The 24,872-nt window shown below is 40.5% G+C and carries 26 protein-coding genes and 1 pseudogene; 5 read left to right on the plus strand and 22 right to left on the minus strand.

The genetic code is table 11. The features are described 5' to 3' along the window. The first annotated feature begins 18 nt into the window (after positions 1–18). A complete protein-coding gene (locus HT728_RS08115; protein WP_173234728.1) occupies positions 19–588 on the plus strand; it encodes an MptD family putative ECF transporter S component in 570 nt (189 codons plus the stop codon). A gap of 100 nt (positions 589–688) precedes the next feature. Here HT728_RS08115 and HT728_RS08120 read toward each other — a convergent pair. From HT728_RS08120 to tsaB, 17 genes and pseudogenes are all read right to left on the minus strand, one after another. Further along, positions 689–910: pseudogene (locus tag HT728_RS08120) on the minus strand (ABC transporter permease); the annotation flags it as partial. A 22-nt stretch (positions 911–932) separates the two neighbouring features. After that, entirely contained in the window at positions 933–2,177 is a 1,245-nt protein-coding gene (locus HT728_RS08125; RefSeq protein WP_173234730.1) for a transporter, read from the minus strand. 185 nt (positions 2,178–2,362) lie between these two features. Continuing rightward, positions 2,363–3,232 (minus strand): Rgg/GadR/MutR family transcriptional regulator, encoded by an 870-nt coding sequence (locus HT728_RS08130; RefSeq protein ID WP_172929901.1) that lies wholly within the window; start codon positions 3,230–3,232, stop codon positions 2,363–2,365. 130 nt (positions 3,233–3,362) lie between these two features. Next, entirely contained in the window at positions 3,363–4,055 is a 693-nt protein-coding gene (locus tag HT728_RS08135; protein WP_000444652.1) for a methionine ABC transporter permease, read from the minus strand. 1 nt (position 4,056) lies between these two features. Continuing rightward, positions 4,057–5,118, minus strand: a complete 1,062-nt coding sequence (locus HT728_RS08140; RefSeq protein ID WP_000085666.1) for a methionine ABC transporter ATP-binding protein — start codon at positions 5,116–5,118, stop codon at positions 4,057–4,059. Then, positions 5,111–6,484, minus strand: a complete 1,374-nt coding sequence (locus HT728_RS08145) for a M20/M25/M40 family metallo-hydrolase (protein WP_172929902.1) — start codon at positions 6,482–6,484, stop codon at positions 5,111–5,113. Before HT728_RS08145 ends, HT728_RS08140 begins: the two co-directional genes overlap by 8 nt. Before the next feature lie 99 nt (positions 6,485–6,583). Continuing rightward, positions 6,584–7,438, minus strand: a complete 855-nt coding sequence (locus tag HT728_RS08150) for a MetQ/NlpA family ABC transporter substrate-binding protein (RefSeq protein ID WP_173234732.1) — start codon at positions 7,436–7,438, stop codon at positions 6,584–6,586. Between the two features lie 153 nt (positions 7,439–7,591). Beyond that, a complete protein-coding gene (locus tag HT728_RS08155; RefSeq protein WP_049513066.1) occupies positions 7,592–8,422 on the minus strand; it encodes an amino acid ABC transporter substrate-binding protein in 831 nt (276 codons plus the stop codon). Between the two features lie 103 nt (positions 8,423–8,525). Next, positions 8,526–8,849: an AzlD domain-containing protein gene (locus HT728_RS08160; protein ID WP_000253947.1), complete on the minus strand. Its 324-nt coding sequence runs from the start codon at positions 8,847–8,849 to the stop codon at positions 8,526–8,528. Continuing rightward, on the minus strand, positions 8,839–9,534 hold the full coding sequence (locus HT728_RS08165; RefSeq protein WP_000659737.1) for an AzlC family ABC transporter permease: 696 nt from the start codon (positions 9,532–9,534) through the stop codon (positions 8,839–8,841). The genes HT728_RS08160 and HT728_RS08165 overlap by 11 nt, the downstream gene beginning before the upstream one ends. 226 nt (positions 9,535–9,760) lie before the next feature. Beyond that, the gene (locus tag HT728_RS08170; RefSeq protein WP_000415011.1) at positions 9,761–10,045 is read right to left on the minus strand and encodes a hypothetical protein; all 285 of its coding nucleotides are present in this window, start codon (positions 10,043–10,045) and stop codon (positions 9,761–9,763) included. 201 nt (positions 10,046–10,246) lie between these two features. Next, positions 10,247–11,470, minus strand: coding sequence for a hypothetical protein (locus HT728_RS08175; RefSeq protein ID WP_000603362.1), 1,224 nt, complete (start codon positions 11,468–11,470; stop codon positions 10,247–10,249). After that, the gene (locus HT728_RS08180) at positions 11,451–12,413 is read right to left on the minus strand and encodes a ThiF family adenylyltransferase (RefSeq protein ID WP_050271616.1); all 963 of its coding nucleotides are present in this window, start codon (positions 12,411–12,413) and stop codon (positions 11,451–11,453) included. Before HT728_RS08180 ends, HT728_RS08175 begins: the two co-directional genes overlap by 20 nt. Before the next feature lie 719 nt (positions 12,414–13,132). Then, positions 13,133–13,996: an XRE/MutR family transcriptional regulator gene (locus tag HT728_RS08185; RefSeq protein WP_050271615.1), complete on the minus strand. Its 864-nt coding sequence runs from the start codon at positions 13,994–13,996 to the stop codon at positions 13,133–13,135. Positions 13,997–14,102: 106 nt separating this feature from the next. Beyond that, on the minus strand, positions 14,103–15,113 hold the full coding sequence (gene tsaD / locus HT728_RS08190) for a tRNA (adenosine(37)-N6)-threonylcarbamoyltransferase complex transferase subunit TsaD (RefSeq protein ID WP_173219463.1): 1,011 nt from the start codon (positions 15,111–15,113) through the stop codon (positions 14,103–14,105). Next, positions 15,103–15,540 carry a ribosomal protein S18-alanine N-acetyltransferase gene (rimI, locus tag HT728_RS08195; RefSeq protein WP_112444512.1) on the minus strand — a complete coding sequence of 146 codons (438 nt, stop codon included), beginning with the start codon at positions 15,538–15,540 and terminating at the stop codon, positions 15,103–15,105. The genes tsaD and rimI overlap by 11 nt, the downstream gene beginning before the upstream one ends. Beyond that, entirely contained in the window at positions 15,537–16,220 is a 684-nt protein-coding gene (gene tsaB / locus HT728_RS08200) for a tRNA (adenosine(37)-N6)-threonylcarbamoyltransferase complex dimerization subunit type 1 TsaB (RefSeq protein ID WP_173219460.1), read from the minus strand. The genes rimI and tsaB overlap by 4 nt, the downstream gene beginning before the upstream one ends. A gap of 177 nt (positions 16,221–16,397) precedes the next feature. Between tsaB and cibA the strand changes: the two genes are divergently transcribed. Next, positions 16,398–16,583 (plus strand): fratricide two-peptide bacteriocin subunit CibA, encoded by a 186-nt coding sequence (cibA, locus tag HT728_RS08205; protein WP_173219457.1) that lies wholly within the window; start codon positions 16,398–16,400, stop codon positions 16,581–16,583. Position 16,584: 1 nt separating this feature from the next. Beyond that, positions 16,585–16,737 carry a fratricide two-peptide bacteriocin subunit CibB gene (gene cibB / locus HT728_RS08210; RefSeq protein ID WP_000974044.1) on the plus strand — a complete coding sequence of 51 codons (153 nt, stop codon included), beginning with the start codon at positions 16,585–16,587 and terminating at the stop codon, positions 16,735–16,737. A 323-nt stretch (positions 16,738–17,060) separates the two neighbouring features. Here cibB and HT728_RS08215 read toward each other — a convergent pair whose 3' ends face one another. Then, on the minus strand, positions 17,061–17,276 hold the full coding sequence (locus tag HT728_RS08215) for a hypothetical protein (protein WP_173219454.1): 216 nt from the start codon (positions 17,274–17,276) through the stop codon (positions 17,061–17,063). Positions 17,277–17,556: 280 nt separating this feature from the next. Here HT728_RS08215 and HT728_RS08220 point away from each other — a divergent pair, with 280 nt between their 5' ends. Beyond that, positions 17,557–17,790: a DNA-dependent RNA polymerase subunit epsilon gene (locus tag HT728_RS08220; protein ID WP_000639572.1), complete on the plus strand. Its 234-nt coding sequence runs from the start codon at positions 17,557–17,559 to the stop codon at positions 17,788–17,790. Between the two features lies 1 nt (position 17,791). Continuing rightward, positions 17,792–19,471 carry a ribonuclease J gene (locus HT728_RS08225; protein ID WP_050205233.1) on the plus strand — a complete coding sequence of 560 codons (1,680 nt, stop codon included), beginning with the start codon at positions 17,792–17,794 and terminating at the stop codon, positions 19,469–19,471. A 201-nt stretch (positions 19,472–19,672) separates the two neighbouring features. On the opposite strand, the gene mnmG is transcribed toward HT728_RS08225, so the two are convergent. The 4 genes from mnmG to argH all read right to left on the minus strand — a co-directional run bounded on the left by mnmG (position 19,673) and on the right by argH (position 24,864). Continuing rightward, entirely contained in the window at positions 19,673–21,586 is a 1,914-nt protein-coding gene (gene mnmG, locus HT728_RS08230) for a tRNA uridine-5-carboxymethylaminomethyl(34) synthesis enzyme MnmG (protein WP_173219451.1), read from the minus strand. A 9-nt stretch (positions 21,587–21,595) separates the two neighbouring features. Next, positions 21,596–22,051 carry an NUDIX hydrolase gene (locus HT728_RS08235; RefSeq protein ID WP_112444506.1) on the minus strand — a complete coding sequence of 152 codons (456 nt, stop codon included), beginning with the start codon at positions 22,049–22,051 and terminating at the stop codon, positions 21,596–21,598. Positions 22,052–22,192: 141 nt separating this feature from the next. Then, on the minus strand, positions 22,193–23,314 hold the full coding sequence (gene mnmA, locus HT728_RS08240; protein ID WP_164226297.1) for a tRNA 2-thiouridine(34) synthase MnmA: 1,122 nt from the start codon (positions 23,312–23,314) through the stop codon (positions 22,193–22,195). A 155-nt stretch (positions 23,315–23,469) separates the two neighbouring features. After that, positions 23,470–24,864, minus strand: a complete 1,395-nt coding sequence (gene argH / locus HT728_RS08245; protein WP_173219445.1) for an argininosuccinate lyase — start codon at positions 24,862–24,864, stop codon at positions 23,470–23,472. Positions 24,865–24,872: the final 8 nt, after the last annotated feature.

The raw sequence follows: 24,872 nt of genomic DNA on the forward strand, positions 1-24,872 counted from the left end.
ATGATCAGGAGACAATTCATGAAAAAATCTATCTTAACTACACTTCTTTTTGCAGTTCTTTACTTCCTCTGCATGGGGATTGGTGTCCTTTTGGGCAATCTCTTTGACCAAACTGGAAACATGTTTTATGCGCCTGCCTTTACTGCCCTTGTCGGCGGTAGCGTCTATATGATCCTAGTCGCAAAAGTTCCGCGCTTTGGAGCCATTACCACTATCGGCCTTGTCATCGCCCTCTTTTTCTTGGGAACTAAACACGGTGCTGGTGCATTCCTTCCTGGAATTATCTGTGGTCTCCTAGCAGATGGAGTAGCTAACCTCGGAAAATACAAGGACCAAACAAAGAACTTCCTTTCTTTCATTCTCTTTGCCTTTAGCTCAACAGGTCCAATCTTGCTTATGTGGATTGCGCCCAAAGCCTATATGGCTACCCTTCTGGCAAGAGGAAAATCCCAAGAATATATCGACCGTATCATGGTTGCGCCAAATCCTGGAACCATCCTTCTTTTTATCGCAAGTATTGTCATCGGAGCCCTAGTGGGTGCCTTGATTGGACAAGCCTTGAGTAAAAAATTTGCACAGAAAATCTGATTACTAAAAAAGAGCCAGGCGGCTCTTTTTTATTTGGCTCTATAATATTTGTAGTGGGTAAATCCCCTATGGATATTATGGAGCCTATTTTATTTATGGCTCAAGACTTAGTCAAGAAGTCTCCCAAGAATTGGATTGCAAAGATAATCAAAATGATAATGATGGTTGCCAAGATGGTCACATCGTGATTGTAGCGGTTAAATCCATAAGCGATGGCCACGTTACCGATACCACCAGCTCCAACCGCACCAGCCATAGCTGTTTCCCCAACAAGTGAAATCAAGGTCACAGTCGTCACACGGATCAAATCTGGAAGACCTTCTAGTAAGCCTGATTTTCCTAGGTTAACATTTTTTACCTGAAAAACTTCTTTTTTCTAGTGATAAAATCAACCCTATCACACTCACTACCAAAAACACCCACCAACAAAGGCTGATATCTTGCAAAGCTAAGAAGGAAAATACAGACATCCCCAAAGGTAATGTTAGGGAAAAAATCATACTCAAGAGATTATTACTTCTAGCTAATACATCCGCACTCAAATTAGACAATAACAGAGTATCTAATTTAGGCATTGATTTCGACATCAAATACATGACAAAAGCTAAGCAGGCAACACCTACTAGAGGAGAAAAATCTAAAATATTAGCAGTAGCAAGCAAGACAAACAGAATTGCATTGAGCGATAGCAAACTTGAAAACGACAATTTCCCAAAATAATCATTTGGGGTTAGGCTACCAAGAATAGCTCCTCCCAAGCTAACACATTCAATTAAAAATAGGGCTTGAGCATAGCTGAGATGATAGATAGTATGCTCTAATAAGTAAAAGTGATAAATACCTCCAACAGCTCCTCCCAAAGTATTCATTACCAAAATGACAAGAATAATTTTAAGCAATGATTTACTTTCTCTCTGTCTAAATATATTATCCATGTCCGCATAGATTACCTTAACTTGTTGAAATAAACTAATCGACTCATTCTCTACACTTACAGACAAATGCGTCAATTCTCTGCTATTTTTGAACAAAATGAGAGAAGATAGTAAAAAGAAACCAGCATTCACAATCGCAACAAAAGAAAAATTTTGATTGCTTGTTGTGAGTAACCACACTCCTAAGGCTTGACCTCCTAGATTTGATAAATAGGAGCCAAACTGAGTAAAGGAATAAGCTTCATAGAGCTTATCTTCCGAAATATTATGCTGGATAATCGGCATACGAAGGCCTGCTGTATAATCTGATAAAATATCTGAACAGATATTAACCATACAGATAAAAGCAAACGTTACGAAGTTCTGGTCATGAATCACACTAGCAATCAAAAGAAATAGTAGGCTTTGCACACAACCAACCCAGATAATTGTCCCTGCTTTATTTCGAGTATGATCAGCCTTAATCCCAACATAAAAAGTAAATAGGAAAGGTAAAATCGTAATCATATTCGCCATAAATACAGCTATATTTTTAAAGGGTAGACTCGCAGCATAAACGATAAATACCAGATTATAAATATAAGCTCCACTTGAGCTTAAAAACCTTGATAAGGTCAGTATTCTAAATAAATGATGTCTTAAGAATAGTTTCATAACAGGCCTTTCTCACATTTCAAAGAGTATTCTATTGAATTCAGTCTAACAAAAAAAGCGGGACTCCCCACTTTTTTGTAATATATTTTTTTTTGAAAATAGAAACTCTAGCGCCTAGAAACTGCTAATTATCAATCCATCTACAAGCCTATTTATTTTTCATCAATAGATGTAACGAGAATATATTACAAATCTTCATTTGAAAGCTGATTTGCAAAATAGTTTTCATAATATCTTGCACCATCTACATACTCTAAATCTTGTAAGATTGTAATGCCTCTCTGAATTTTTTCAAGACCCTTATTTTTTACATTAAAAATAGTATCATAATACCCTTTAGCAATCATATAAATGATTTTAAGATAAGCTTGAGATTCTGGCAAGTCTCGTTTTTCAATCTGAAAGATAAAATAATCTGCTTTTAATTTATCCTTTTCCTCTATCGCTTTAAAAAGTCCATTCATCAAAATGGTATCAATACCAGCTTTGTTACTAGGTAAAGAGCCTAATAAATCCGTCTTTTGTAACATCTCCCTAGAATATTTAAAATAGAGGGGCAGAGGAAACAAAGTAGAAATCGTTGAAAATAGTTCCAATTCATAATTTCCCCAGATGTCAATAGTAAAAAAATAGTCATAGAGAAAAGTCAGTTCTTCATCCGTTGCCCTTATTTCTGAATCAAAAAACACGAGAAGGCTTTTGATACGAATCATTTGTAAGAGATAGCTCTTTTTACCACTTGAACTATACTTTTGAGTCGTCTCTTCATACAAGGAGTGGAGAGAATCAATCCCTTCTCTGTCATATAAATCCCAAAGATTTTCTTGAAAAGCCAAAACCTTTTTCTGAGAAAAACCACGTACCAAGTACATAAATTCATTCAAATCAGAGTGGATGTTATCTAAGGCAGTAATCAATTTCATAGATGATAAGTCTGCTTCTCCACGCTCAAATTTGCTCAGCATGGAATAAGTAAACTCTCCTCCCGTCGCCTCCTGTAGAGATACATTCCGACTCTTTCTCAATTCTTTAAAAACTTCTCCCAGATTTTGCATATTGACTCCCCACAATTCTTAACTCTCTAACTCATAAAAGTAACGGTTGATAGCAACCAGTACAGAGAATTTTAAGTCTTGACGATAACGACAACTCCTATGAATGATGTACAGATTTCCTAGCTCTTTTTTATTTATGGCTCAATTTCTTGGTCAAGAAGTCTCCCAAGAATTGGATTGCAAAGATAATCAAAATGATAATGATTGTTGCCAAGATGGTCACATCGTGATTGTAGCGGTTAAATCCATAAGCGATGGCTACGTTACCGATACCACCAGCTCCAACCGCACCAGCCATAGCTGTTTCCCCAACAAGGGAAATCAAGGTCACAGTCGTCACGCGAATCAAATCTGGAAGACCTTCTGATAGGTAAACACCCACGATGTCCCAGAAAGTCGCTCCGCTCGCTTGAGCCGCCTCAATGACACCACCATCTAGCTCAGCCAAGACAACCTGCACTTGACGGGCAAAGAAGGCAAAGACTGCAAAAGATAGCGGTACGATAGCCGCATTTGGACCAATGCTTGTTCCTACGATTAGATGAGAGAAGGGTGACAAGACTGCCAAGAGAATGATAAATGGTACCGCACGGAAAATAGAGGTAATCTTATCCAAAATCCAAAAAACAACTTTATTTTCCAAAACACCACCCGGCGCTGTCAAGACAAGGAAAAGACCTGCCACCAGTCCCAAGAGCCCTCCGATGATAAAGGAAAGAACTGTCATATAAAGGGTTAGGTAGATGGCTGTTCCCCAGCCTGCTTGACCAGCCCAGCCCATCTTATAGACATTTGGTAAATAGGTTTGAATCAATGATTCCATCTTACTGTCCTCCCTTCAATACTTTTAGTTGTACACCTGCTTGACGAATGGCTTCTTGGGCACCTGCCAAGGCTGCTTTTTCACCTGACAAGACTACAACCAATTCTCCAACAGGAGTGCCATCGAGAATTTCGATATTTCCATAGAGAATATTAGCCGTTACTTGGTAGTGCTTGTACAATTCATTCAAAAGTGGCTCGTCTGTTGAAGCTCCAGCGTACTTGAGCTGCACCAATAGACTGTTTTCAGACAAGTGTTCCACGATTTCTTGTTTCTCAATCTTGACCATGGCTTCGTCAATACCTGTAGCTGTTGAGATAAAGTCTTGGGTCAAGGGTTGTTTAGGGTCTGAGAAGATTTCAAGGACACTACCCTCTTCAATCAAATGTCCGTCCTGCATAACTGCCACACGATTGGCAATATCTTTGACAATCTGCATTTCATGCGTAATCAAGACAACCGTCAAGCCTAATTTTTGGTTCAAATCTTGCAACAAGGCCAAAATCTGCTTGGTTGTCTTAGGATCAAGAGCAGAAGTTGACTCGTCTGAAATTAAGATTTTTGGATCATTTGCCAAGGCACGTGCAATAGCCACACGCTGTTTTTGCCCTCCAGATAGTTGTGAAGGGTAGTTTTCAGCACGATCTGCCAAGCCGACCAAGTCCAACAACTTAGCAACTTTAGCTTTCTTTTCTTCCTTGCTGAGTCCAGAGTGTTTAAGGGCAAAGGCTACATTCTCCTCTGCTGTCTTTTGGCTCATCAGATTGAAATGCTGGAAAATCATCCCGATATCCTGACGTTTACGACGCAACTGCTCGGCTGTCAAGGTCACCTTGCCATCAAAAATCACATCGTCGTCAATGGTAATTTTCCCTGCAGATGGCTTTTGCAAGAGGTTAATCACCCGTACAAGGGTTGATTTCCCTGCTCCAGAATATCCAACAATTCCGTAAATATCCCCTTCTTGGATGTGAATGGTCACATCTTTGACCGCTGTGATGGTTCTCTTCTTTTGGTGAAAAGTCACATCGATCTGATCTAACTTGATAATATCTCTACTCATAGCTTCTAATCAGCTCCTCTACTAATTCAATATGGGTATAGTAATCGGCGATTCGCACATTTTCATCTCCACCGTGGTCTCGGCTATTGGCATTTCCTAGACCGAAGGCCACCATTGGCACCTCTAGGGCATCAAAGACCGTATGCATAGGCCCTGTCCCCGCTGTCGTCGGCAAGACTGAAACGCCCTGTGGATAGAATTTCTTGGCCAACTCGATTACATTGAGAATGGCTGGTGCGCTCATATCGCTTCGATAGCTCATCTCTCCCAAGGTATAGTATAATTCTACCCTATCAAAGCCATTTTTGTCTAGCTGTTTCCGAATTTTTTCCAGAACATCATGCGGTTCTAAGCCCGGAACCAGACGAACCTCTAGCTTGGCACTGGCTTCTGCAGGCAAAATAGTCTTAACACCCTGACCTTGATAACCAGACTGAATCCCTTCGATATTAAGCGCTGGCTCGAAAAAGAAACGTTTTAGAAAGGCCATCCGCTCCTCCTGTAAGAGAGGCAACTCCAATCCATAAATCCGACTGACTTCCTCTGGGTTTCGTTGACCATAAGTTTCTAGCAAGGCCATTTCTCGTTCATTTGGCTCTTGTACTTCTTCGTACAAGCCTTCAACTAAGATACGGCCATCTGCAGCGCGAAGAGACTGTAGGGCTTGGAGGAGATACCAGGGAGCTGATTCCACAACCCCACCATAACTAGAATGGATATCGACATCCGCACTTTTTACCTTGGCATCAAAGGTCACAATCCCCTTATTTCCACCAGAAATTTCCAGCTGTTCCAAGGCATTTTTGGTCCCTTGTTCCCAGACCAACAAATCTGCACCACGGAGTTTATCCGCATGTTTTTCCAGATACTTATCTAGGTCTGTCGAGGCCGATTCCTCCGCACCCTCCATGATAAAGCTGATATTGACAGGCAGGTCATCGTGGTGCTGCATGTATTTTCTCAAAGCACTCAAACGAGCTGTGATATGCCCCTTATCATCGTCAACCCCACGCCCATACATGAAGCCATTGCGCACCGAAAGCGTAAAGGGATCCTCTGTCCACACTTGATCTCCGTCCGCTGGCACAGTGTCATAGTGGTTATAGAAAATCAAAGTCTTGGCATCTGGGCGCGAACTCTTGAAATGCGCCATGACAAAGGGCGCCGTATAAGTCTCATCAATCTTCACTTCAGCCCCAACACGCTTGAAAATCTCACCCAGATAGTTGGCAACTTCTTTGAGACCCACCTGTTGGGCAAAGACCGACTTCTTAGAAATCAAGGTACGCAAAACCTCAAAATAATGCTGGGCTACATGATCCTTTTCAAATTTTTCAATCTGTTCTTGTTCGCTAGGAAAAACCATATTCTCTCTACCTTTCTATGAAACTATAGTCTTCTTTACAATCCATGCTCTATACAAAAGCAAGAGGTGGAATTCTCTCTCCCACCTCCCTGTTTCTTATTACCAAACTGGTTGATCCAAACCGTCTGATGTTTCTTCGATAACTTTTTTCACGTCATCTGTGTGGTAAACTGCGATCACTTTCTTGATAGCATCAGCTTTTGGTGATGTTTCCCAATCTTTTTTCGCAACGATGATGTTGTACCATTGTTTTGAGTTTTCATCAGCTTGTTCTTTGAAAAGTGCTTTTTTGTAGTCCAATTTTGCTTCTGTAACGAAGGTATTGTTTACAACGGCAGCGTCAACTGATGACAATGAACGAGCTGTTTGGCTAGCATCCAATTCAGTGATTTTCAAGTTCTTTGGATTTTCTTTGATGTTAGCAACAGTTGCAAGAGCAGTTCCTGAAACGTCCAATTTAATCAAGCCAGCTGATTGAAGCAAGTAAAGCGCACGGCTTTCGTTTGTAGCGTCATTTGGTACAGCGATTTCTCCGTTTGCTGGGATATCTTCTACTTTAGTGTACTTGTTTTCACTTCCATTCAAACCTGAGTAAAGGCGGATTGGAGAGATGTAAGTATCAGCAATCGCTACAAGGTCTTTTCCGTTTTCTTTGTTCCAGTTGTTCAAGAAGTTGTAGTGTTGGAAAGCGTTCAAGTCTACTTCGCCATCAGCAGTTGCCTTGTTTGGTTGTGAGTAGTCTGTGAACTCTGTAAATTCCAAAGTGATTCCGTCTTTTTTAACCAATTCTTGAACTTTATCCCAACGCGCTTCTTCAGAACCGCTACGGTTAACAGTTGCGATTTTAATAGTTGTTGCATTGTCTGCTTTCTTTTCTGAGTTTCCGCAAGCTGCAAGAGCCAAACCTGCGACTGTAGCAAGGGCTGCTACACCAAGCCATTTTTTAATTTTCATGATTCTTTCTCCTTAAAAATAATACCGTACTAGTATCTCATACTTTGTTCAATTGCACAAATTGTTATTAGATAATCAGATATATAGTTTAAAACTATATCCCTAAAAACTGAGAAATCACCCATCTTATTCAGAATGGATGACTTCAAGAAATTATTTAATATCAGCTTCTGCCGGTAGGTAAGTGTCTCCGAAGAATTGTTTAGACAATTTTTCAAGCGTTCCATCTTTGTAGAGTTCTTTAATGCGTTTGTCTACAAATGATTTCAACTCATCTTGACCTTGAGCAAGAAGTGGGTAAACGTAAGGTTGTTGGTCGCTTGGAAGTTCGATAACTTTCAAGTTATCCAAACCTTGGTTCTTGATAACTGTTTCAACACCGATTTTATCAAAAATCTTATAGTCAAATTGGCCATCGCTCAAACGTACCATGATTTGTTGGAAGTCTGCCTTAGTATAGTTAAGGATAGTTGGGTTGTCTGGGTGTTCAGCGTTGTATGCTTCTAACTGCTTAGCTGATGTAGTAGCTTGAACGACTTCCGTCGATTTTCCACCGATATCAGCGAGAGACTTGATGCTAGAGTCATCTTTCTTCACTACAAGGACATTAGGGTTTTGGGCAATTGGTGCAGCATAGAGGTATTTCTCCGCACGTTCTTTAGTGTAGCTAAGATTGTTGACAGCCATATTGTAACGATCAGCATCAAGACCTGCAAAGACACCTGACCATTCTGTCTTTTCAAACTTGACATCATACTTGTCAGAGTCTTTAAAGATAGCGCGAACCACTTCAATCTCGTAACCAGTCAATTCGCCATTTTCTTCATAGATAAATGGTTTTGGCGAACCATTGGTTGCAACGATGATTTCTTTCTTGCTAGCTGCTTCTCCTTCTTTCTTAGCACCACCTGAGCAAGCCGCAAGCACACCTGCAGCAATAAGCCCTAGAGCAGCAAGAGATGAGTATTTAACGATTTTTTTCATGTCATTTCCTCCAAAATAGAATACCTTATAATCTTAACAGAAAAAGACTATTTACGCCATTATATGATATCTATCTCTGTGATAAGTTTTCTTTATGGCTGATTTAAAAGACCAAACGCAAGATGGCAATCAAGACTACTCCGAAGAGAACCGTTCCGACTAGATTACGGTAGCGAAAGGCTATCCAAGCCGTCGGAAATACTGCTAAGAAGTCCAGCCATTTGATTTGAGGAAGGTTCCCAACCTTGCCTGTCACTACGCTTGAAAGAATCAAGGCAAAGATAATAGAAACGGGCAAGAACTTCAAAAAACGCTCAACGATTGCAGGCAAACCCTTATACTTGACCAAGATGAAGGGAATCATACGGGGAATCCAGGTCACCAAGCCAGAGAAGAGAACTGCTAATAAAAGATACTTACTGACCATCTAAAACCACCCCCATTGTACAACCAAGTAGCGTCGCAAACAGAACAGCTAGTGACTGAGACACCACTGTCAAGAGCAAAAAGAAGGACACCGCAACAACTGCTAGAATAATAAGCAGATTGCGGACAGGAATCCGTCTTTGCATAATCTGGAATTGCGAAGCAAAAATCCCAATGAACATCCCAACCAGGGCAAAATCCAAGCCAAAGATTTCTGGATTTGGCAGCAGACCACCCAGAGCCGTTCCAACCACTGTTCCCACAAACCAAGCCACATAGCTATTGAGGTTGTTTCCGTGCATCCACATAGGATTGACCTTGTCTGTATGGGCTAACTCGCCCATCAAAACGCCATAAGTCTCATCTGTCAAGATGCTAGACATACCGATATTGTGCCAGAGACTAGTATGACGAAAATAGGTCGACGCATGCAAACTCAACAAAAAGAGACGCAAATTGATCAAAAAGACCGTCATCGCAATAGCTGCTACAGGTGCTTGAACCGCAATCAGTGCCAGCATGGCAAACTGGGCACTCCCAGCATAAACAAAGAGGCTCATCAAGCCCATCTCCACAGGTGTCACATAGGGCGCACCAATAATCCCACAGGCCAGGCCGATACTGACATAACCAAGTGCCGTTGGCATAGCTGCCTGCGCCCCCTCCCAAAATCCTTTTTCTTTCATCTTTCTCCTCATATTGTCTTAATAAATGGGCTGAAAAGGCTCCAGCCACAGCATGGACTATTATAACATATTCAGGAAAGAGAAAAAAGTCTGCTGATTGTAATCAGACAGACTCCATTTTATTCTATAGTATCAAAAACAAGACTTGGTTTGGCATTGAAATCCAAGTCTTGCTCATATTCAGATTCATCCATTATGCGATGCTCATGCCGTATTTTATAATGAATCATATTTTAAAAATACCAGACCACACTACTCCCTGCTTATATTTAGCTTCTTTCTTTTGGACAAATTTTGCCAAATCCAATAACTCTGTCGGTGGTTCACCTTTAAAGCCCAATAATTCTTTAGAGACGGCAAATGAGAGACGTACAGCTAGCAAATCTTCACTAGTACTAGAGAACTGTTTTGCTGTTTCCAGCAATTGCTTCCTAAATTCTTCCGTCAAGCTAATTTCTTTATTATTGTACAGGGAATGAATTAAAATTTGTAACTGACTCTGTTTTTCCATCGTTTACCTCATTTTATCTAGGACGCCAAGGACCATATTTAGCCCAACCATCCACCATAACATTTACAGTGTGTTCCAAATTAGAAATATATTGTACAGACTTCCAGTTGCTAGGTGAAATTTCGTTTCTTTCATGGACACCTCTAAAAATTTTTAGAAGTTCTTTTCAAATAATCATGCAACATTCATATAAAATAAATTTTAACAATTAGTATCATTCTTTTTGAAAAAATTACAAATAACTAATAAATAAATTCCTATAGATAGTGTAAATCCATTTATTAAAATACCCAAAATTTTTATATCTGTATAAAATTGAGGAATAATCAAAAATAGAATGGCAAATAAAGCATATAAACTTGAATTAGTCGAATATATCAATCCCATAGTGTCGTATCTATACTCTGAGTAAATCATTTTTTCAAACATATTTCCTGATATACCTATTAAAATAAATGCTAAAAAAAATAACAACAACTTTATTAACGGAAATGGAGTAATAAATACTAGCATGAGTGCTAATCCAGATACAGTATAATCAATAAAGAAAAACATTTTATACGGAATTCCCACTCTAGGAGCCAAAATTGCTCCTATCAAATCGGCAAATCTTTGAGCTCCTAGTACCAATCCCAAATATTGAATAGGTATGCCTTCTGATAAAAGATACAGTGGCATTAAAGTTAAAAGTAGATCTGTACCCCCACTTAAAATTGACTCTGTAACTACTATAAAAGAGGCAAATTTTGATTCTCGAAAAGCAGAAACAGTTTCCAAAAATTGGAAAGAAGAATTACTTTCCAAATCTACCTTTTCAGGTCGAACACTTTTAGTATTGTTTTTGGAACCGGGCAATCTGATTTTAATCATAAAATAAATAGCAGCCACAAAAAACGGAATACTTAAATTAAAAACAACAAAATAAGATAGAAGCCCTAATAGTAGAGATGCAGTTAAATTACTAATAATATCTAACACATTTGATGCCAAGTATTGAACATCTATCGATTTCTTTATTAGCATGTCATCATTATTTAAAGTTTCTGGAACAATTTTCATCTGCAGTGTATTTAATAAATTAGTTGATAATGCGAACAAAAAATTCAATACATAGATATACACAACACGAAAATGATACCTTAAACACAGAATTGTAATCACAATTATAATAAACTGGAGAATCTGGAAAATCACTAGCCAAATTTTATCTCTCTGAATTTTATTTATAAAACTTCCATAAAAAACAGCAAGCAAATTTGGGATAAAACCAATTAGAGTAAATAGAGATAACTGTCCTGCCTCAATATGATATACACTTACTAACCCTATCGATAAAGCAATAAAGTAAAAACTATCTGCAATATTCCTAGACGATCTACCTAATATTAAATTTATAAAATTTTGGCTAAATTTTCTTAATATCATGCTTATAAACCTCAAAATTCATGCAATCGATTTGAATATAATCCGTTAAATTCAATAATCCTGTTAAAGTATCTAATACTTTATAAGATATGATTGATGCAGCCATATATGATATTGGAGAAATAACACTATACGGTATTCTACTATCCAAAACATGATCATCTGTTATCATAAAGTCCCTATAAAACTCCCTCAATGAAATAGTTTTGCCCGGAATAATATGTAGGTAGTTTATTACCGTAGATGCATATGAGCCAACAATAATAGGTCTCGTATATTTATGAGCTAAATCATCAAACCAGTAGTCTATCTCTATTCTAGGAGTATCTGCACAGCATAAAGCAATGTCAAAATTATAATCTTTAAAAATAGTTTCTAAGTCATTCTGACACTCTAACTTCCTATAAATAGTTGTCACATTTGAATCAGAAATCTCTTGAATATGCTGTTTTATTATGTCTATTTTTAGCTTACCAATATCAGATTTCTTAAAGGATGTTTGTCTAGTAAGATTTGACTCTTCCACAATGTCAAAATCTACTAATATGAAATTACCTATACCTAGACGAGCTAAAATTTCGACTGTTGTTGATCCAATACCCCCTACACCAACAATTAAAACTGTTGAATTTAATAATCTATCCTGATACTTACTAGGGTCTAAATTTTCTGACAAATCAACCCACTCAAAGAAATTAATATTTCGGGAATATTTGGAATTATCATATTGATTACTAGTCACTAATCCCATAGATATCATCGACTCAACAACTTGTTTTTCTCCATTAGACAACAATTTTATATCAATGTCATTATCTAATTTTTTTATTAAATTGATGTTCTCTTCATTAAAATCAATCTCCCTTACAAGAGAAGCATTACCAAAACCAAATTTTATTTTATCTTTAAATATATACGGTTGAAGAGTTCTCTTTATTCTCATTTAGATCCTCCTAATCAAAAACTATTAAAAGATAAACAACAAATAGGAGTTTGGAAAATATTTTCCTAAACTCCAAAATTATAAATACGAATACAACTCATTTATAATTTCTATCCATATAATAAATTAAAATACAAAAAACTTATCGACTTCTAAAATTCAGTTAAAATCTTAATAGCATGCAGATATTAACTTTTAAACATTATGAATATCATCATTCTTCACAATTATTAAGATTTAAGATTTTTTGTATAATATCCGTTGCATTTGCAGCAAAATATATATTAATTAGAATTTTTGTCGTATATGTTTATCTTGATTTCAATCCACTATATCTAATCCAAAGTTTATCTTTTCTATCCTATAGATTGCTATTATTTAACTAACGGCCACCTAAACGATGCCCTTGAAATGAATATGGTACAGCAGACATTGTTTCTCCTCCAATTATTTTTCTTTGTAAACCACTTATGCGACCTAGGATTTGCTTCAAGTACTTTACAAGAACACTATAACACGAAAATTGGCGTATTTGAGAAAATCGCATATTTGATATTTTTTCTTATAGAAATTTCTGATTTGCGATTTTAGTGGATTTGATTATTTCACTGGTATAATAAAGTTATTACTAACAAGGAGGGATATAATGATGAAGAAAAGAAAAATCCAACTGATACTCCTGCTTATTTCGGAGTGGGTTATCGTCTTCCCGTTTCTAATCAATCGATAAGTTCTTTGTATTGCTGAAAACGCAATTCGAAGAGGGCTGTTAATTGTGAATTTTCTAATACTTGCAGAGATTGGATAAAGTGTTCAATCTCTTTTTGATTACTTCCTTTGGTTTGAAGAAATATACTCATTTTCTTTAAAAATTGCCACGATAATTTCTCAAAAACATCGTATGGACGGAGCATACTCTCCAGCTCTGCTTCAAAGATTGGGATATAGGAGAAAAGCTTGCGCTCCATGAGCTCTGATAAGATATTTAATAGTCCTTGCTTCATATACAATCGATTGTGTACTAACTCTTTAAATTCTTTGGATTTTTCAAGCAAAGAGGTTGATAAAAAAATCAGATCTTGATTGCTTAGGAAGGGCATGGTATTGCAAAAAAGATAGAGTTCAAACCAGGTCCAAGACTCAATAGCATAGAGATAAGTAGTCAAAAACTCCCTATCCTCCTCTGTTAGCAGATAGCTCTTATTTAAGGAATGAATAGCATTTTTAATCACAATGGCATTCAAACAACGATAGGTCTCTGCCATCTGTCCTTGCTCGACTTCCTCCAACAGTTGCTCTAAGCCAGCTATATCTTGGTGGGCAAAGCGATCCACAACCCTCCTACCAATCTGCATATGTGGAGATTCTTGATAGTTGTTGAGTTTGTGCCCAAACTCATCAAAATTCATATTGATCCCTTGGATGGCTAGAATCAACTTATCCGCAGATAGCATAGACTGCCCTAGTTCAAACTTGGACAGCTGAGAAGCTGTTAGTCCAGCACAAGCCACATCTGACTGCTTGAGCTTTCTAGCCAAGCGCAACTCCTTGTAAAATTCTCCCAATTCCATTCTCTCGATCATCTTACCACCTCCTAGCTTTTGCATATTATATCATTATTTTTATAGTTTTGTCAAAATATTCTGACACTTTGGTGATTGAAAAAGCCAGCCTTAAGCTGACTCCATTTTATTCCATGGTATCAAAAGCGAGACTTGGTTTGGCATTGAGGTCCAAGCCTGAGAAGTTTTCTTTGTTCCACTCACTGACGCTGGCATAGGCAATCATTCCTGCATTGTCTCCGCAGAGGCGCAGAGGTGGGATGATGACATTGACGTCAGTGATTTCGGCCGCTAGGCGTTCTCTGAGACCTTTATTGGCTGCCACACCACCTGCCACGACAAGGGTTTTAACAGGGTATTTCTCCAAAGCCTTCTTGGTTTTTGCCATAAGAATATCCAAGACAGCTGCTTGGAAGGAAGCACACAAATCCTCTGTGGACAAGCTTTCTCCCTTTTGATCGGCATTGTGGTGAAGATTGATAAAGGCAGACTTCAAACCAGAGAATGAAAACTCCAGATTATCTTCCTTAATCATGGCACGAGGAAAATCATAAATATCCTGCCCCTGATGAGCTAGCTCATCAATCTCACGACCGGCAGGATAGGTCAATCCCATGACACGGCCAACCTTATCATAGGCCTCACCAACCGCGTCATCTCGCGTTTCCCCAACAATCTTGTAGTCACCAGCCTCAGAAACATAAACCAACTCTGTGTGTCCACCGCTTACTAAAAGTGCTAACAAGGGAAACTCCAAAGGCTCCACGCTCTGAGCTGCCATGAGGTGACCAGCCATGTGGTTAACAGGGATAAGTGGAAGTCCATGTGCCCAAGCAAAGGCCTTAGCAGCTGACAAACCAACTAGCAAGGCTCCGACCAAGCCTGGTCCGTAGGTAACCGCAACAGCTGTCACATCCTCTTCGGTAATCCCTGCTTCTGCCAGAGCCTCCTCGATACAGGCTGTAATGACCTCGACATGGTGACGACTGGCTACTTCAGGCACTACGCCCCCGAAACGTTTGTGACTCTCAATTTGACTAGCAATGACATTGGACAAGAGCTCATCGTCGTTTTTCAAGACGGCGACACTGGTCTCATCACAGGATGTCTCAAATGCTAAAATATATCTATCCTTCATCTATTTCTCTCTTCATGATGATGGCGTCCTCGACTGGATCATGGTAGTAGGCCTTTCTCTCAGCGATGACCGCCATCTTTTCTTTCTTGTAAAATGCTTGCGCTCGTTGGTTTGACTTTCTGACTTCGAGGAAAATCTCTTTGTCTGTCGGCAATTGAGCAAACAAGGCTGACGCAATTCCCTGACCCTGATAGGCTCCTTTAACAGCGATTTGCAAGACTTCTGCCTCAAAGATATTTTCCTGAACAGCTAGAAAGCCAATCACTTCTGCCCCATCATAAGCCAGAGCATACCAAGTCTGATCTTGGGACAGGTCTGCTTGGATTTGTTCCAGAGTCCAAGGACTGACTGGGTAAACAACTGCCATGACAGCGTAGATAGCTTGAGCCAGATCAGGTTGCTGTTGGATTCGTCTGATTTCAATCATAGGCGTTTAATGTAAGACTCGCCAGACTCGGTGTGGTTCTTGAGCCAGTTTTCCTCAGCCTCGACTCGTTTGAGGTAGTTCGGCACAAAATCATGCAAGGAGTCTGCTTCCTTGTCCCAGGCCCAGAGAGCTAGATTAGCTGCATTAGGCAATGTTTCTTTATAATTAGTCCTTGGCAAGTGTTCTTGAATCTGCTCCACAAAGGGGACAACTTCTCCGACAAAGGTTACCTGACTAGCACCCTTGATTAGCTCAATCACTCGCTCAAAGGGCAGGTGAGCTTCTGGCATGACAGGTTTAGCATTTTCATAAAATCCTGCGTAAACATTGTTGCGACGCGCATCCATCAAAGGGACGAACAAGCCTTCTTGTTGGTAGGGCACCAGAGCCAAGAGGCTAGACATACCAACCAACTCGATGTTCAGAGTGTGAGCCAAAGTTTTGGCAGTTGCTACCGCAATTCGCAAGCCTGTGTAGCTACCTGGCCCTTCCGCCACCACGATTCGGTCCAAATCCTTGGGCGTCCAGTCCAAACTTGCCATCAAAAAATCGATGGCAGGCATAAGGGTAATACTGTGATTTTTCTTAATATTAATCGTCGTCTCGGCAAGAACCTGCTTGTCCTCTAAAATAGCGAGAGAAAGAGCCTTGCTAGACGTATCAAAAGCTAATACTTTCATAACACATTCCTATCTTTTTGTCTGCTTACTATTATACTACAAAAGCTGGCACATGGGAATTTTCTTTATCCCCAAACAAAAATGCCTATACTTAGCTAAAAAATAATTTAAAAAATGTTCGCTTTTCCTTTTCTTTTCCGAATATAAAAGTGAACAAGAAAAAAGGAGGAAAGTTCAATGACAAATTTTGACGTTCTTGACAATCAATTTTTATCCCTATCTGAAAATGAATTATCAGATATTGATGGCGGTCTCGCTCCCTTGATTATCTTTGGAGTAGCAGTATCTTGGAAAGCTATTGCAGGCGGAACAGCACTTATAGGTTCTGGTTTGGCAGCTGGTTATTTTTTAGGAGGAGATTAATATGATGAAAGATTTGAACAACTATTGTGAAATTTCTAATAAGGAATTGCAAGAAATAAAGGGTGGTTTTGGTGTAGGTGTTGGTATCGCTTTATTTATGGCAGGTTATACCATTGGAAAAGACCTTCGTAAAAAATTTGGTAAGTCATGCTAAATAAAAAACACATTTTTAGAAAGATAAATTTTATTATCTTTATCTCTTACAGTTTGCTCAGCATTCTCAATGATTTAAACATGACTACTATCCCTTTACCAATTGATTTATCTGTTTGTATTGTTTTATTTTTATGCTTCAACTCTATTTTTGAACAGAAGAATCATTAACATAAAACTAATAAGCTATGAAAATTCGATTGTCATGTCATTTTAGAAAAATGCAAAGACCACCTCATCTTGATAGATGGGGTGGAATTTTCGTGTCGTAAATCTACTATCACTATATCCCCAAACAAAAATGCCCCAGCATAAGCAGAGCATCTAAGCATTTAATCCAAAGTAAAATACAAACCAAACGACATAGGTTACGAGGAGGAGAAAAAGCGAGTAGAGAGTCATAAAACTAATCTTCCACAAGAACTTGCTTTGTCGTCGTTCCAGTTTGGCAAATAGAAGATTCCCTCCATAAACGCAAGCAACAAAAACAATAAAAGCTACCAAGCGAGCTCCGATAGCAATAGCAAATAAGTTATACATAGGGCAACCTCCTTGACTTAAAAACTATATGGAATTATGACAAACAATAAATTCCACTTCTGTTATCAATATAACACATTTTCTTCGTTTTTGCAAGCGCTTACTAAAGGAATTATCCCATGACTTTCTCGTTTCCGTCTTTTACTAATTTTTCATTTTGTGGTATAATTGAAATAATTGTAACGAATCAAGGTCAATCTAGACACAAAATGGAATGAAATCAAGCAAATCTATGCTAAAAGTTTGGAATAAGCTGACCTGTAAAATAGAAAGGAACTATATGATTTACAAAGTTTTTTATCAAGAAACAAAAGAACGTAGCCCACGTCGTGAAACAACACGCGCACTTTACCTAGACATCGATGCCAGCTCAGAACTTGAGGGCCGTATCGCTGCTCGCCAACTTGTCGAAGAAAATCGCCCAGAGTACAATATCGAATATATCGAACTCTTGTCTGACAAATTGCTAGATTACGAAAAAGAAACTGGCGCCTTCGAAATTACGGAGTTCTAATATGGCCTATACTCTTAAACCTGAAGAAGTCGGCGTTTTTGCCATCGGTGGTCTGGGAGAAATCGGGAAAAACACTTACGGAATTGAATACCAAGATGAGATTATCATCGTCGATGCTGGGATTAAATTCCCAGAAGATGACTTGCTGGGTATCGACTATGTCATTCCTGACTACTCTTACATCGTAGACAATATCGACCGCGTCAAGGCTGTCTTAATCACACACGGACACGAGGACCACATCGGTGGGATTCCATTCCTACTCAAGCAAGCAAATGTCCCTATCTACGCTGGGCCGCTTGCCTTGGCTTTGATCCGTGGGAAACTCGAAGAACACGGCCTCTTGCGCAACGCCAAACTTTACGAAATCAACCACAATACTGAGTTGACCTTTAAAAATCTCAAGGCAACTTTCTTTAGAACGACTCACTCTATTCCAGAACCTTTGGGGATTGTCATTCATACTCCTCAAGGGAAAATTGTCTGTACGGGTGACTTCAAGTTTGACTTAACACCAGTTGGTGAACCAGCAGACTTGCACCGTATGGCAGCTCTTGGTGAAGACGGTGTACTCTGTCTCCTGTCTGACTCGACAAATGCAGAAATTCCAACCTTTACCAACTCTGAAAAAGTCGTTGGCCAGTCCATCATGAAGATTATCCAAGGTATTGAAGGACGTATCATCTTTGCATCCTTTGCCTCAAATATCTTCCGTCTCCAGCAAGCAACAGAAGCTGCTGTTAAGACTGGACGTAAGATTGCGGTCTTTGGTCGCTCCATGGAAAAGGCCATTGTCAACGGAATCGATCTTGGCTACATCAAAGCTCCTAAGGGAACCTTTATCGAGCCAAATGAAATCAAAGATTACCCTGCAGGCGAGATTCTTATCCTCTGTACAGGTAGTCAGGGTGAGCCTATGGCGGCCCTCTCTCGTATCGCCAACGGAACTCACCGTCAGGTACAACTCCAACCAGGTGATACCGTTATCTTCTCTTCAAGTCCAATCCCTGGAAACACTACTAGCGTCAACAAGCTGATTAACATCATTTCAGAAGCTGGTGTCGAAGTTATCCACGGTAAAGTGAACAATATCCATACATCTGGACACGGTGGCCAGCAAGAGCAAAAACTCATGCTCCGCTTGATTAAGCCAAAATACTTCATGCCTGTCCACGGTGAATACCGCATGCAAAAAGTCCACGCTGGACTGGCGGTAGATACTGGGGTTGAGAAGGACAATATCTTTATCATGAGCAATGGTGATGTGCTTGCCCTCACTGCTGACTCAGCTCGTATAGCAGGTCATTTCAACGCCCAAGATATCTATGTCGATGGAAATCGTATCGGTGAAATCGGCGCTGCTGTCCTCAAAGATCGTCGCGATCTATCTGAAGACGGTGTCGTTCTGGCAGTCGCAACTGTTGACTTCAAATCGCAGATGATTCTGTCTGGTCCAGACATCCTCAGCCGAGGCTTTGTCTACATGAGAGAGTCTGGCGACTTGATTCGCCAAAGCCAGCGTATCCTCTTCAATGCCATTCGTATCGCACTGAAAAACAAGGACGCTAGCGTGCAATCAGTCAATGGTGCCATTGTCAACGCTATTCGCCCCTTCCTCTATGAAAATACCGAACGTGAACCGATTATCATCCCGATGATTCTCACACCAGATGAAGAATAAAGCAAGAAAACAGCCCCGATTTTCGGAGCTGTTTTTCTCTATGCTTTCTTTTGAGATTAAAACTCAATAAAAATCGAAATCAGACTAGAAGGCTAGGCGAAAGCATAACTTGAGTTAGCTCCCATAGTTCGGGGAACTATGGGAGGCTGTAGATGAATCAAAGCCAAGCTTTGAACTCATTCGTAAGAAGCCGACGACGTATTATTTTGATTTTTGAAGAGTTTTAGAAATACTACGATTTTTACCTTCAAGATACACCATCAAAATAGAAATATCTGCTGGGTTTACTCCCGAAATACGGCTGGCTTGGCCGATGGTTTCTGGATTGATGAGTTTGAACTTCTGACGGGCTTCCGTTGCGATAGAATCAATGTCATCCCAGTCTATATTGGATGGAATGCGTTTTTCTTCCATGCGTTTCATCTTAGCAACCTGGTCCATGGCTTTTGAAATATAGCCTTCGTACTTGATTTCTGTTTCAATCAATTCGATAATCTTGTCATCCAATTCCTCTGCAGCTGGTCCGATGAAGGCCACCACATCTTGGTAAGAAACTTCTGGACGGCGAAGGAATTCCTTGGCTGTCACTGCATCGGTCAACGGCTTGAAGCCCATCTCCTCAACCTTGGCATTGGTTTCCTTGACTGGCTTGAGTTTGATGCTGTCTAAGCGTTTCATCTCATTATCAAATTGATTTTTCTTGATTTCAAAGCGAGCCCAGCGTTCATCATCCACAAGGCCAATCTCGCGTCCCATCTCAGTCAAACGCATATCGGCATTGTCATGGCGGAGAATGAGACGGTATTCAGCACGACTGGTCAATAGACGGTAGGGTTCAATGGTTCCCTTGGTCACCAAATCGTCAATCATGACCCCGATATAACCGTCACTGCGCTTCAAAATCAACTCAGGCTTGCCTTGGATTTTCAGAGCCGCATTGATACCTGCGATAATCCCTTGACCAGCAGCTTCTTCGTAACCTGACGTCCCATTTGTCTGACCAGCAGTGAAAAGTCCAGAGATTTTCTTGGTTTCCAAAGTCGCACGCAACTGGTGAGGCAAGACCATATCATACTCAATGGCATAACCTGTCCGCATCATCTCTGCATTTTCCAAACCTTTGATAGAATGAACCAAGTCACGCTGGACATCCTCAGGCAGACTGGTTGAAAGTCCTTGAACATAGACTTCCTCAGTATTGCGCCCTTCTGGCTCAAGGAATAGTTGGTGACGTTCCTTGTCCGCAAAGCGCACAATCTTGTCTTCAATCGACGGACAGTAACGAGGCCCCACTCCCTTGACCACACCTGTAAACATAGGCGCACGGTGGAGGTTATTTTGGATAATCTCATGACTGGTACCATTGGTATAGGTCAACCAGCATGGCACTTGATCTTTGACATAATCCTCATCACGTGAAGTGTATGAGAAGTGATTAGGCGCTTCGTCTCCTGGCTGAATCTCTGTCACATCGTAGTTGATAGAAGAAGCCTTGACACGTGGAGGGGTTCCTGTCTTGAAACGACCAATTTCAAGTCCCAATTCCTTGAGATTGTCAGCTAGGTTAATAGAAGCTAGGCTATGGTTAGGACCTGACGAATACTTGAGGTCTCCGATGATGATTTCCCCACGGAGAGCAGTCCCTGTCGTCACAATAACAGCCTTGGCAGCATACTCTTGGTGAGTAGCTGTACGGACACCGACAACCTTACCATCTTCAACCAAAATCTCATCAATCATGGTCTGACGAAGGGTCAGATTTTCTTGATTTTCAACCGTCTTGCGCATTTCCTTAGAGTAAAGCTCCTTGTCAGCCTGCGCACGAAGGGCACGGACAGCTGGCCCCTTCCCTGTATTAAGCATCTTCATCTGGATGTAAGTCTTGTCAATGGTTTTGGCCATCTCGCCACCGAGGGCATCAACTTCACGCACGACAATCCCCTTGGCAGAACCACCGATAGAGGGGTTACAAGGCATGAAAGCCAGCATTTCAATGTTGATAGTCGCAAGTAAGACCCTACAACCCATACGGCTAGCGGCCAAGGAAGCCTCGACCCCAGCATGTCCCGCACCGATTACAATAATATCGTATTCTTCAGTAAAATTATAAGTCATGTTTCTCTCCTATTCCTCAAGATGAATGTGTCTTAGTTGGTCGTCCCAATCTGGCAGGGCTGTTTTTAGAAAGGCTGGAACTAGATTGATACCCTTAAGCTTGTCTAAGTCAATCCACTCACAGGGCTTCGTTTTTTCGTCTTCCTGCATGGTCAATGGAGCATCTTCAAGCAAGTCCACCAGATAATGAAACTCGATATTGTGATAAGAAACACCGTCCTGTTCAAAACGATTTTCAACTACGAAAGCTAGCTGTCCAGCTTGAGCTTTGACTCCCAGTTCTTCTCTTACTTCACGGACTACCGCGTCTTCCGTACTTTCATTGACTTGAATCGCACCTCCAATTGTGTAATACTTGCCCTTATCTTTGGTAACTAGGAGCTTGCGATTTTGGACAATCAAAGCTGTCGCCCGAACACCAAAAACCGTATTTTCTATTTTTGTCCGAAAGTCTCGTTGAGTCATCTTTTTTCCTTTCCTCTAAACGACACAAAAACAGTCAAAACTCCAAAGAAGTGCAGGACAAAAAAGCCTGCAACATCCATGAGCTTTGACCATCATTTCTATTGCTTTTATTATTGTAGCAAATTGAGAAAATTTGTCAATCTAAATGTACTGACAAACTTGTCCATCGCGGTAAGCATTGTCAATCAAACCGCCACCTAGACACTCATCGCCATCATAAAAGACAACTGCCTGTCCTGGTGTAATCGCGCGTTGCGGTTCTGCAAAGATAACTTCTGCCTTATCTCCTTTGACATGGACGGTCACCTTAGAATCAGGCTGACGGTAGCGGAATTTTGCTGTGCATTCGAGCGTAAACTCTTCTGGCATGTCACGAGTAAAGTGGACTTGGCTAGCCTCTAGGCTGGTTGACATGAGCGAATCATGGTAGAAACCTTGGCCGACATAGAGGATATTCTTGCTTAGGTCTTTTCCGACAACGAACCAAGGGGCATTGTCACCGCCGTGTTGCCCACCGATACCCAGACCGCCACGCTGACCAATCGTATAGTACATAAGACCTGCATGCTCGCCCATATCGCGACCATCCACAGTAATCATGCGACCAGGCTGAGCTGGCAGGTAGTTGCTGAGAAAGTTTTTAAAGTTCTTTTCTCCGATAAAACAAATCCCTGTCGAGTCTTTCTTCTTGGCAGTCGCAAGACCTGCTTCTTCTGCTAGTCTGCGTACTTCAGGCTTTTCCAAATGTCCTAGTGGGAACATGGTTTTTTGAAGTTGTTCTTGCGACAGTTGGCTGAGGAAATAGGTCTGATCCTTGCCATTGTCCACGCCACGAAGCATATGAACAGTACCATCTTCATCACGCGCTACACGGGCATAATGGCCAGTCGCTACATAGTCTGCCCCTAAAGTCATGGCATAGTCCAAAAAGGCCTTGAACTTGATTTCCTTGTTGCACATAACATCTGGATTTGGCGTACGTCCTGCACGGTATTCCGCTAGGAAATACTCAAAAACGCGGTCCCAGTACTCTTTTTCAAAATTGACAGAGTAGTAGGGAATGCCGATCTGGTCTGCCACCGCAGCCACATCCTTGTAATCTTCGGTCGCCGTACAAACGCCGTTTTCATCTGTGTCATCCCAGTTCTTCATGAAGATACCGATCACATCGTAGCCCTGCTCCTTGAGAAGAAGAGCCGTCACCGACGAATCAACACCACCACTCATCCCCACAACAACACGTGTTTTAGAGTTATCACTCATGGTAAGTCTCCCATCTATTCGTTTATTCACGATTGAAGGTCGTGTGTGCTTCACGATTGAAGGTCGCTTGAGCAGTATTCATTATAACACGCTTGGTTGGAGAAGACAAGGAAGAGGCTGTCAATCGACCAACCTCTTATTCTGAACCTATCAATCTAGCACTTTTTAGCTTCATTCGCTTTCTTAGCGACTGCAATCTGGTATTTCACTTGGTCAAATCCTGTACCTCCCAAGGAATTTCGTCTTTGAACAGCAGTTTTAGGTTGCAAGTAGACATAAATATCCTCGGCAATGAGGGAATGATAGGTTTGTAATTCCTCCAAAGTCCAATCTTGAATATTTTTAGCAGACTTGATAGAGTCTAGCACTAATCTTCCTACAACCTCATGAGCTTCTCTAAATGGCAAGCCTTTCCCTGCCAAATAATCTGCCAACTCAGTCGCATTTGAAAAGTCCTTCTCTGTCGATTCTTGCATTTTTTCCTTGTTTACCTGCAAACTAGATAACATACCGGCCAACACATCCAGAGAATTTAAAATCGTTTCGACCGTGTCAAACATTCCTTCCTTATCCTCTTGCAAATCCTTATTATAAGCTAAAGGCAAGGACTTCATGACTGTCAATAGTCCAAACAGATTCCCATAAACTCTACCAGTCTTTCCTCGAATCAACTCAGCCATATCTGGATTTTTCTTTTGGGGCATAATAGAGGAACCTGTTGTAAACGTATCTGACAAGGTAATGAATTGGTACTCAAAGCTACACCAATTGATCATTTCTTCACAAAAACGGCTCATATGCATCATGAGTATGCTGGCATTTGATAGAAATTCTAAGATAAAATCGCGGTCACTAACAGCATCCAAAGAATTTGTATAAGGTTGCTTAAACTCTAACAAATCGCTAGAAAATTGACGATCAATGGGGAAAGTCGTTCCTGCCAAAGCTGCCGCACCTAGAGGGCATAGGTCTGTATGCTGCTGGTTAAATTCAAAACGTTCACTGTCTCTCTGAAACATATTGTAGTAAGCCATCAGGTGGTGGGCAAAACTAATAGGCTGGGCATGTTGCAGATGTGTATAGCCCGGCATGATCGTCTCTACATGATTTTCCGCCAAGTCTAATAAAACACCCTTGAGATGAGCCAGTTTATCTAGGACATGGCCTAGTTGCTCCTTGAGATACAAGTGCATATCTGTCGCAACTTGGTCATTTCGAGAACGAGCTGTATGTAACTTCCCTGCAAGGGGACCGATTTTTTCTGTCAGCAACACTTCCATATTCATATGAATATCTTCGTTTGCAATATCAAAGTCAAGTTGGCCTGACTCTAGCTCTTCTAGGAGCTCTTTCAAACCTGCTTGAATCTTTTTTGACTCCTTCAAACTCAAAATGCCCGTCTGACCCAACATCTGAACGTGGGCTAAGGAACCAATCACATCAAATTTAGCTAATTTCTGGTCAAAAGATATACTCGCACCAAAGCGCTCTACCCAGTCTTCGACAGTACCTTCAAAGCGACCACCCCATAATTTTGTATTCTTAGCCATATCACATC

Source organism: Streptococcus sp. 544 (assembly GCF_013277385.1).
GTDB classification, from domain to species: Bacteria; Bacillota; Bacilli; order Lactobacillales; family Streptococcaceae; genus Streptococcus; species Streptococcus mitis_BA.

What these genes read in the sequence shown, in the direction of transcription:
- HT728_RS08115 (WP_173234728.1), top strand. Translation starts at nt 19, where the DNA reads ATGAAAAAATCTATCTTAACTACACTTCTTTTTGCAGTTCTTTACTTC.
- HT728_RS08125 (WP_173234730.1), bottom strand. Translation starts at nt 2,177, where the DNA reads ATGAAACTATTCTTAAGACATCATTTATTTAGAATACTGACCTTATCA.
- HT728_RS08130 (WP_172929901.1), bottom strand. Translation starts at nt 3,232, where the DNA reads ATGCAAAATCTGGGAGAAGTTTTTAAAGAATTGAGAAAGAGTCGGAAT.
- HT728_RS08135 (WP_000444652.1), bottom strand. Translation starts at nt 4,055, where the DNA reads ATGGAATCATTGATTCAAACCTATTTACCAAATGTCTATAAGATGGGC.
- HT728_RS08140 (WP_000085666.1), bottom strand. Translation starts at nt 5,118, where the DNA reads ATGAGTAGAGATATTATCAAGTTAGATCAGATCGATGTGACTTTTCAC.
- HT728_RS08145 (WP_172929902.1), bottom strand. Translation starts at nt 6,484, where the DNA reads ATGGTTTTTCCTAGCGAACAAGAACAGATTGAAAAATTTGAAAAGGAT.
- HT728_RS08150 (WP_173234732.1), bottom strand. Translation starts at nt 7,438, where the DNA reads ATGAAAATTAAAAAATGGCTTGGTGTAGCAGCCCTTGCTACAGTCGCA.
- HT728_RS08155 (WP_049513066.1), bottom strand. Translation starts at nt 8,422, where the DNA reads ATGAAAAAAATCGTTAAATACTCATCTCTTGCTGCTCTAGGGCTTATT.
- HT728_RS08160 (WP_000253947.1), bottom strand. Translation starts at nt 8,849, where the DNA reads ATGGTCAGTAAGTATCTTTTATTAGCAGTTCTCTTCTCTGGCTTGGTG.
- HT728_RS08165 (WP_000659737.1), bottom strand. Translation starts at nt 9,534, where the DNA reads ATGAAAGAAAAAGGATTTTGGGAGGGGGCGCAGGCAGCTATGCCAACG.
- HT728_RS08170 (WP_000415011.1), bottom strand. Translation starts at nt 10,045, where the DNA reads ATGGAAAAACAGAGTCAGTTACAAATTTTAATTCATTCCCTGTACAAT.
- HT728_RS08175 (WP_000603362.1), bottom strand. Translation starts at nt 11,470, where the DNA reads ATGATATTAAGAAAATTTAGCCAAAATTTTATAAATTTAATATTAGGT.
- HT728_RS08180 (WP_050271616.1), bottom strand. Translation starts at nt 12,413, where the DNA reads ATGAGAATAAAGAGAACTCTTCAACCGTATATATTTAAAGATAAAATA.
- HT728_RS08185 (WP_050271615.1), bottom strand. Translation starts at nt 13,996, where the DNA reads ATGATCGAGAGAATGGAATTGGGAGAATTTTACAAGGAGTTGCGCTTG.
- tsaD (WP_173219463.1), bottom strand. Translation starts at nt 15,113, where the DNA reads ATGAAGGATAGATATATTTTAGCATTTGAGACATCCTGTGATGAGACC.
- rimI (WP_112444512.1), bottom strand. Translation starts at nt 15,540, where the DNA reads ATGATTGAAATCAGACGAATCCAACAGCAACCTGATCTGGCTCAAGCT.
- tsaB (WP_173219460.1), bottom strand. Translation starts at nt 16,220, where the DNA reads ATGAAAGTATTAGCTTTTGATACGTCTAGCAAGGCTCTTTCTCTCGCT.
- cibA (WP_173219457.1), top strand. Translation starts at nt 16,398, where the DNA reads ATGACAAATTTTGACGTTCTTGACAATCAATTTTTATCCCTATCTGAA.
- cibB (WP_000974044.1), top strand. Translation starts at nt 16,585, where the DNA reads ATGATGAAAGATTTGAACAACTATTGTGAAATTTCTAATAAGGAATTG.
- HT728_RS08215 (WP_173219454.1), bottom strand. Translation starts at nt 17,276, where the DNA reads ATGTATAACTTATTTGCTATTGCTATCGGAGCTCGCTTGGTAGCTTTT.
- HT728_RS08220 (WP_000639572.1), top strand. Translation starts at nt 17,557, where the DNA reads ATGATTTACAAAGTTTTTTATCAAGAAACAAAAGAACGTAGCCCACGT.
- HT728_RS08225 (WP_050205233.1), top strand. Translation starts at nt 17,792, where the DNA reads ATGGCCTATACTCTTAAACCTGAAGAAGTCGGCGTTTTTGCCATCGGT.
- mnmG (WP_173219451.1), bottom strand. Translation starts at nt 21,586, where the DNA reads ATGACTTATAATTTTACTGAAGAATACGATATTATTGTAATCGGTGCG.
- HT728_RS08235 (WP_112444506.1), bottom strand. Translation starts at nt 22,051, where the DNA reads ATGACTCAACGAGACTTTCGGACAAAAATAGAAAATACGGTTTTTGGT.
- mnmA (WP_164226297.1), bottom strand. Translation starts at nt 23,314, where the DNA reads ATGAGTGATAACTCTAAAACACGTGTTGTTGTGGGGATGAGTGGTGGT.
- argH (WP_173219445.1), bottom strand. Translation starts at nt 24,864, where the DNA reads ATGGCTAAGAATACAAAATTATGGGGTGGTCGCTTTGAAGGTACTGTC.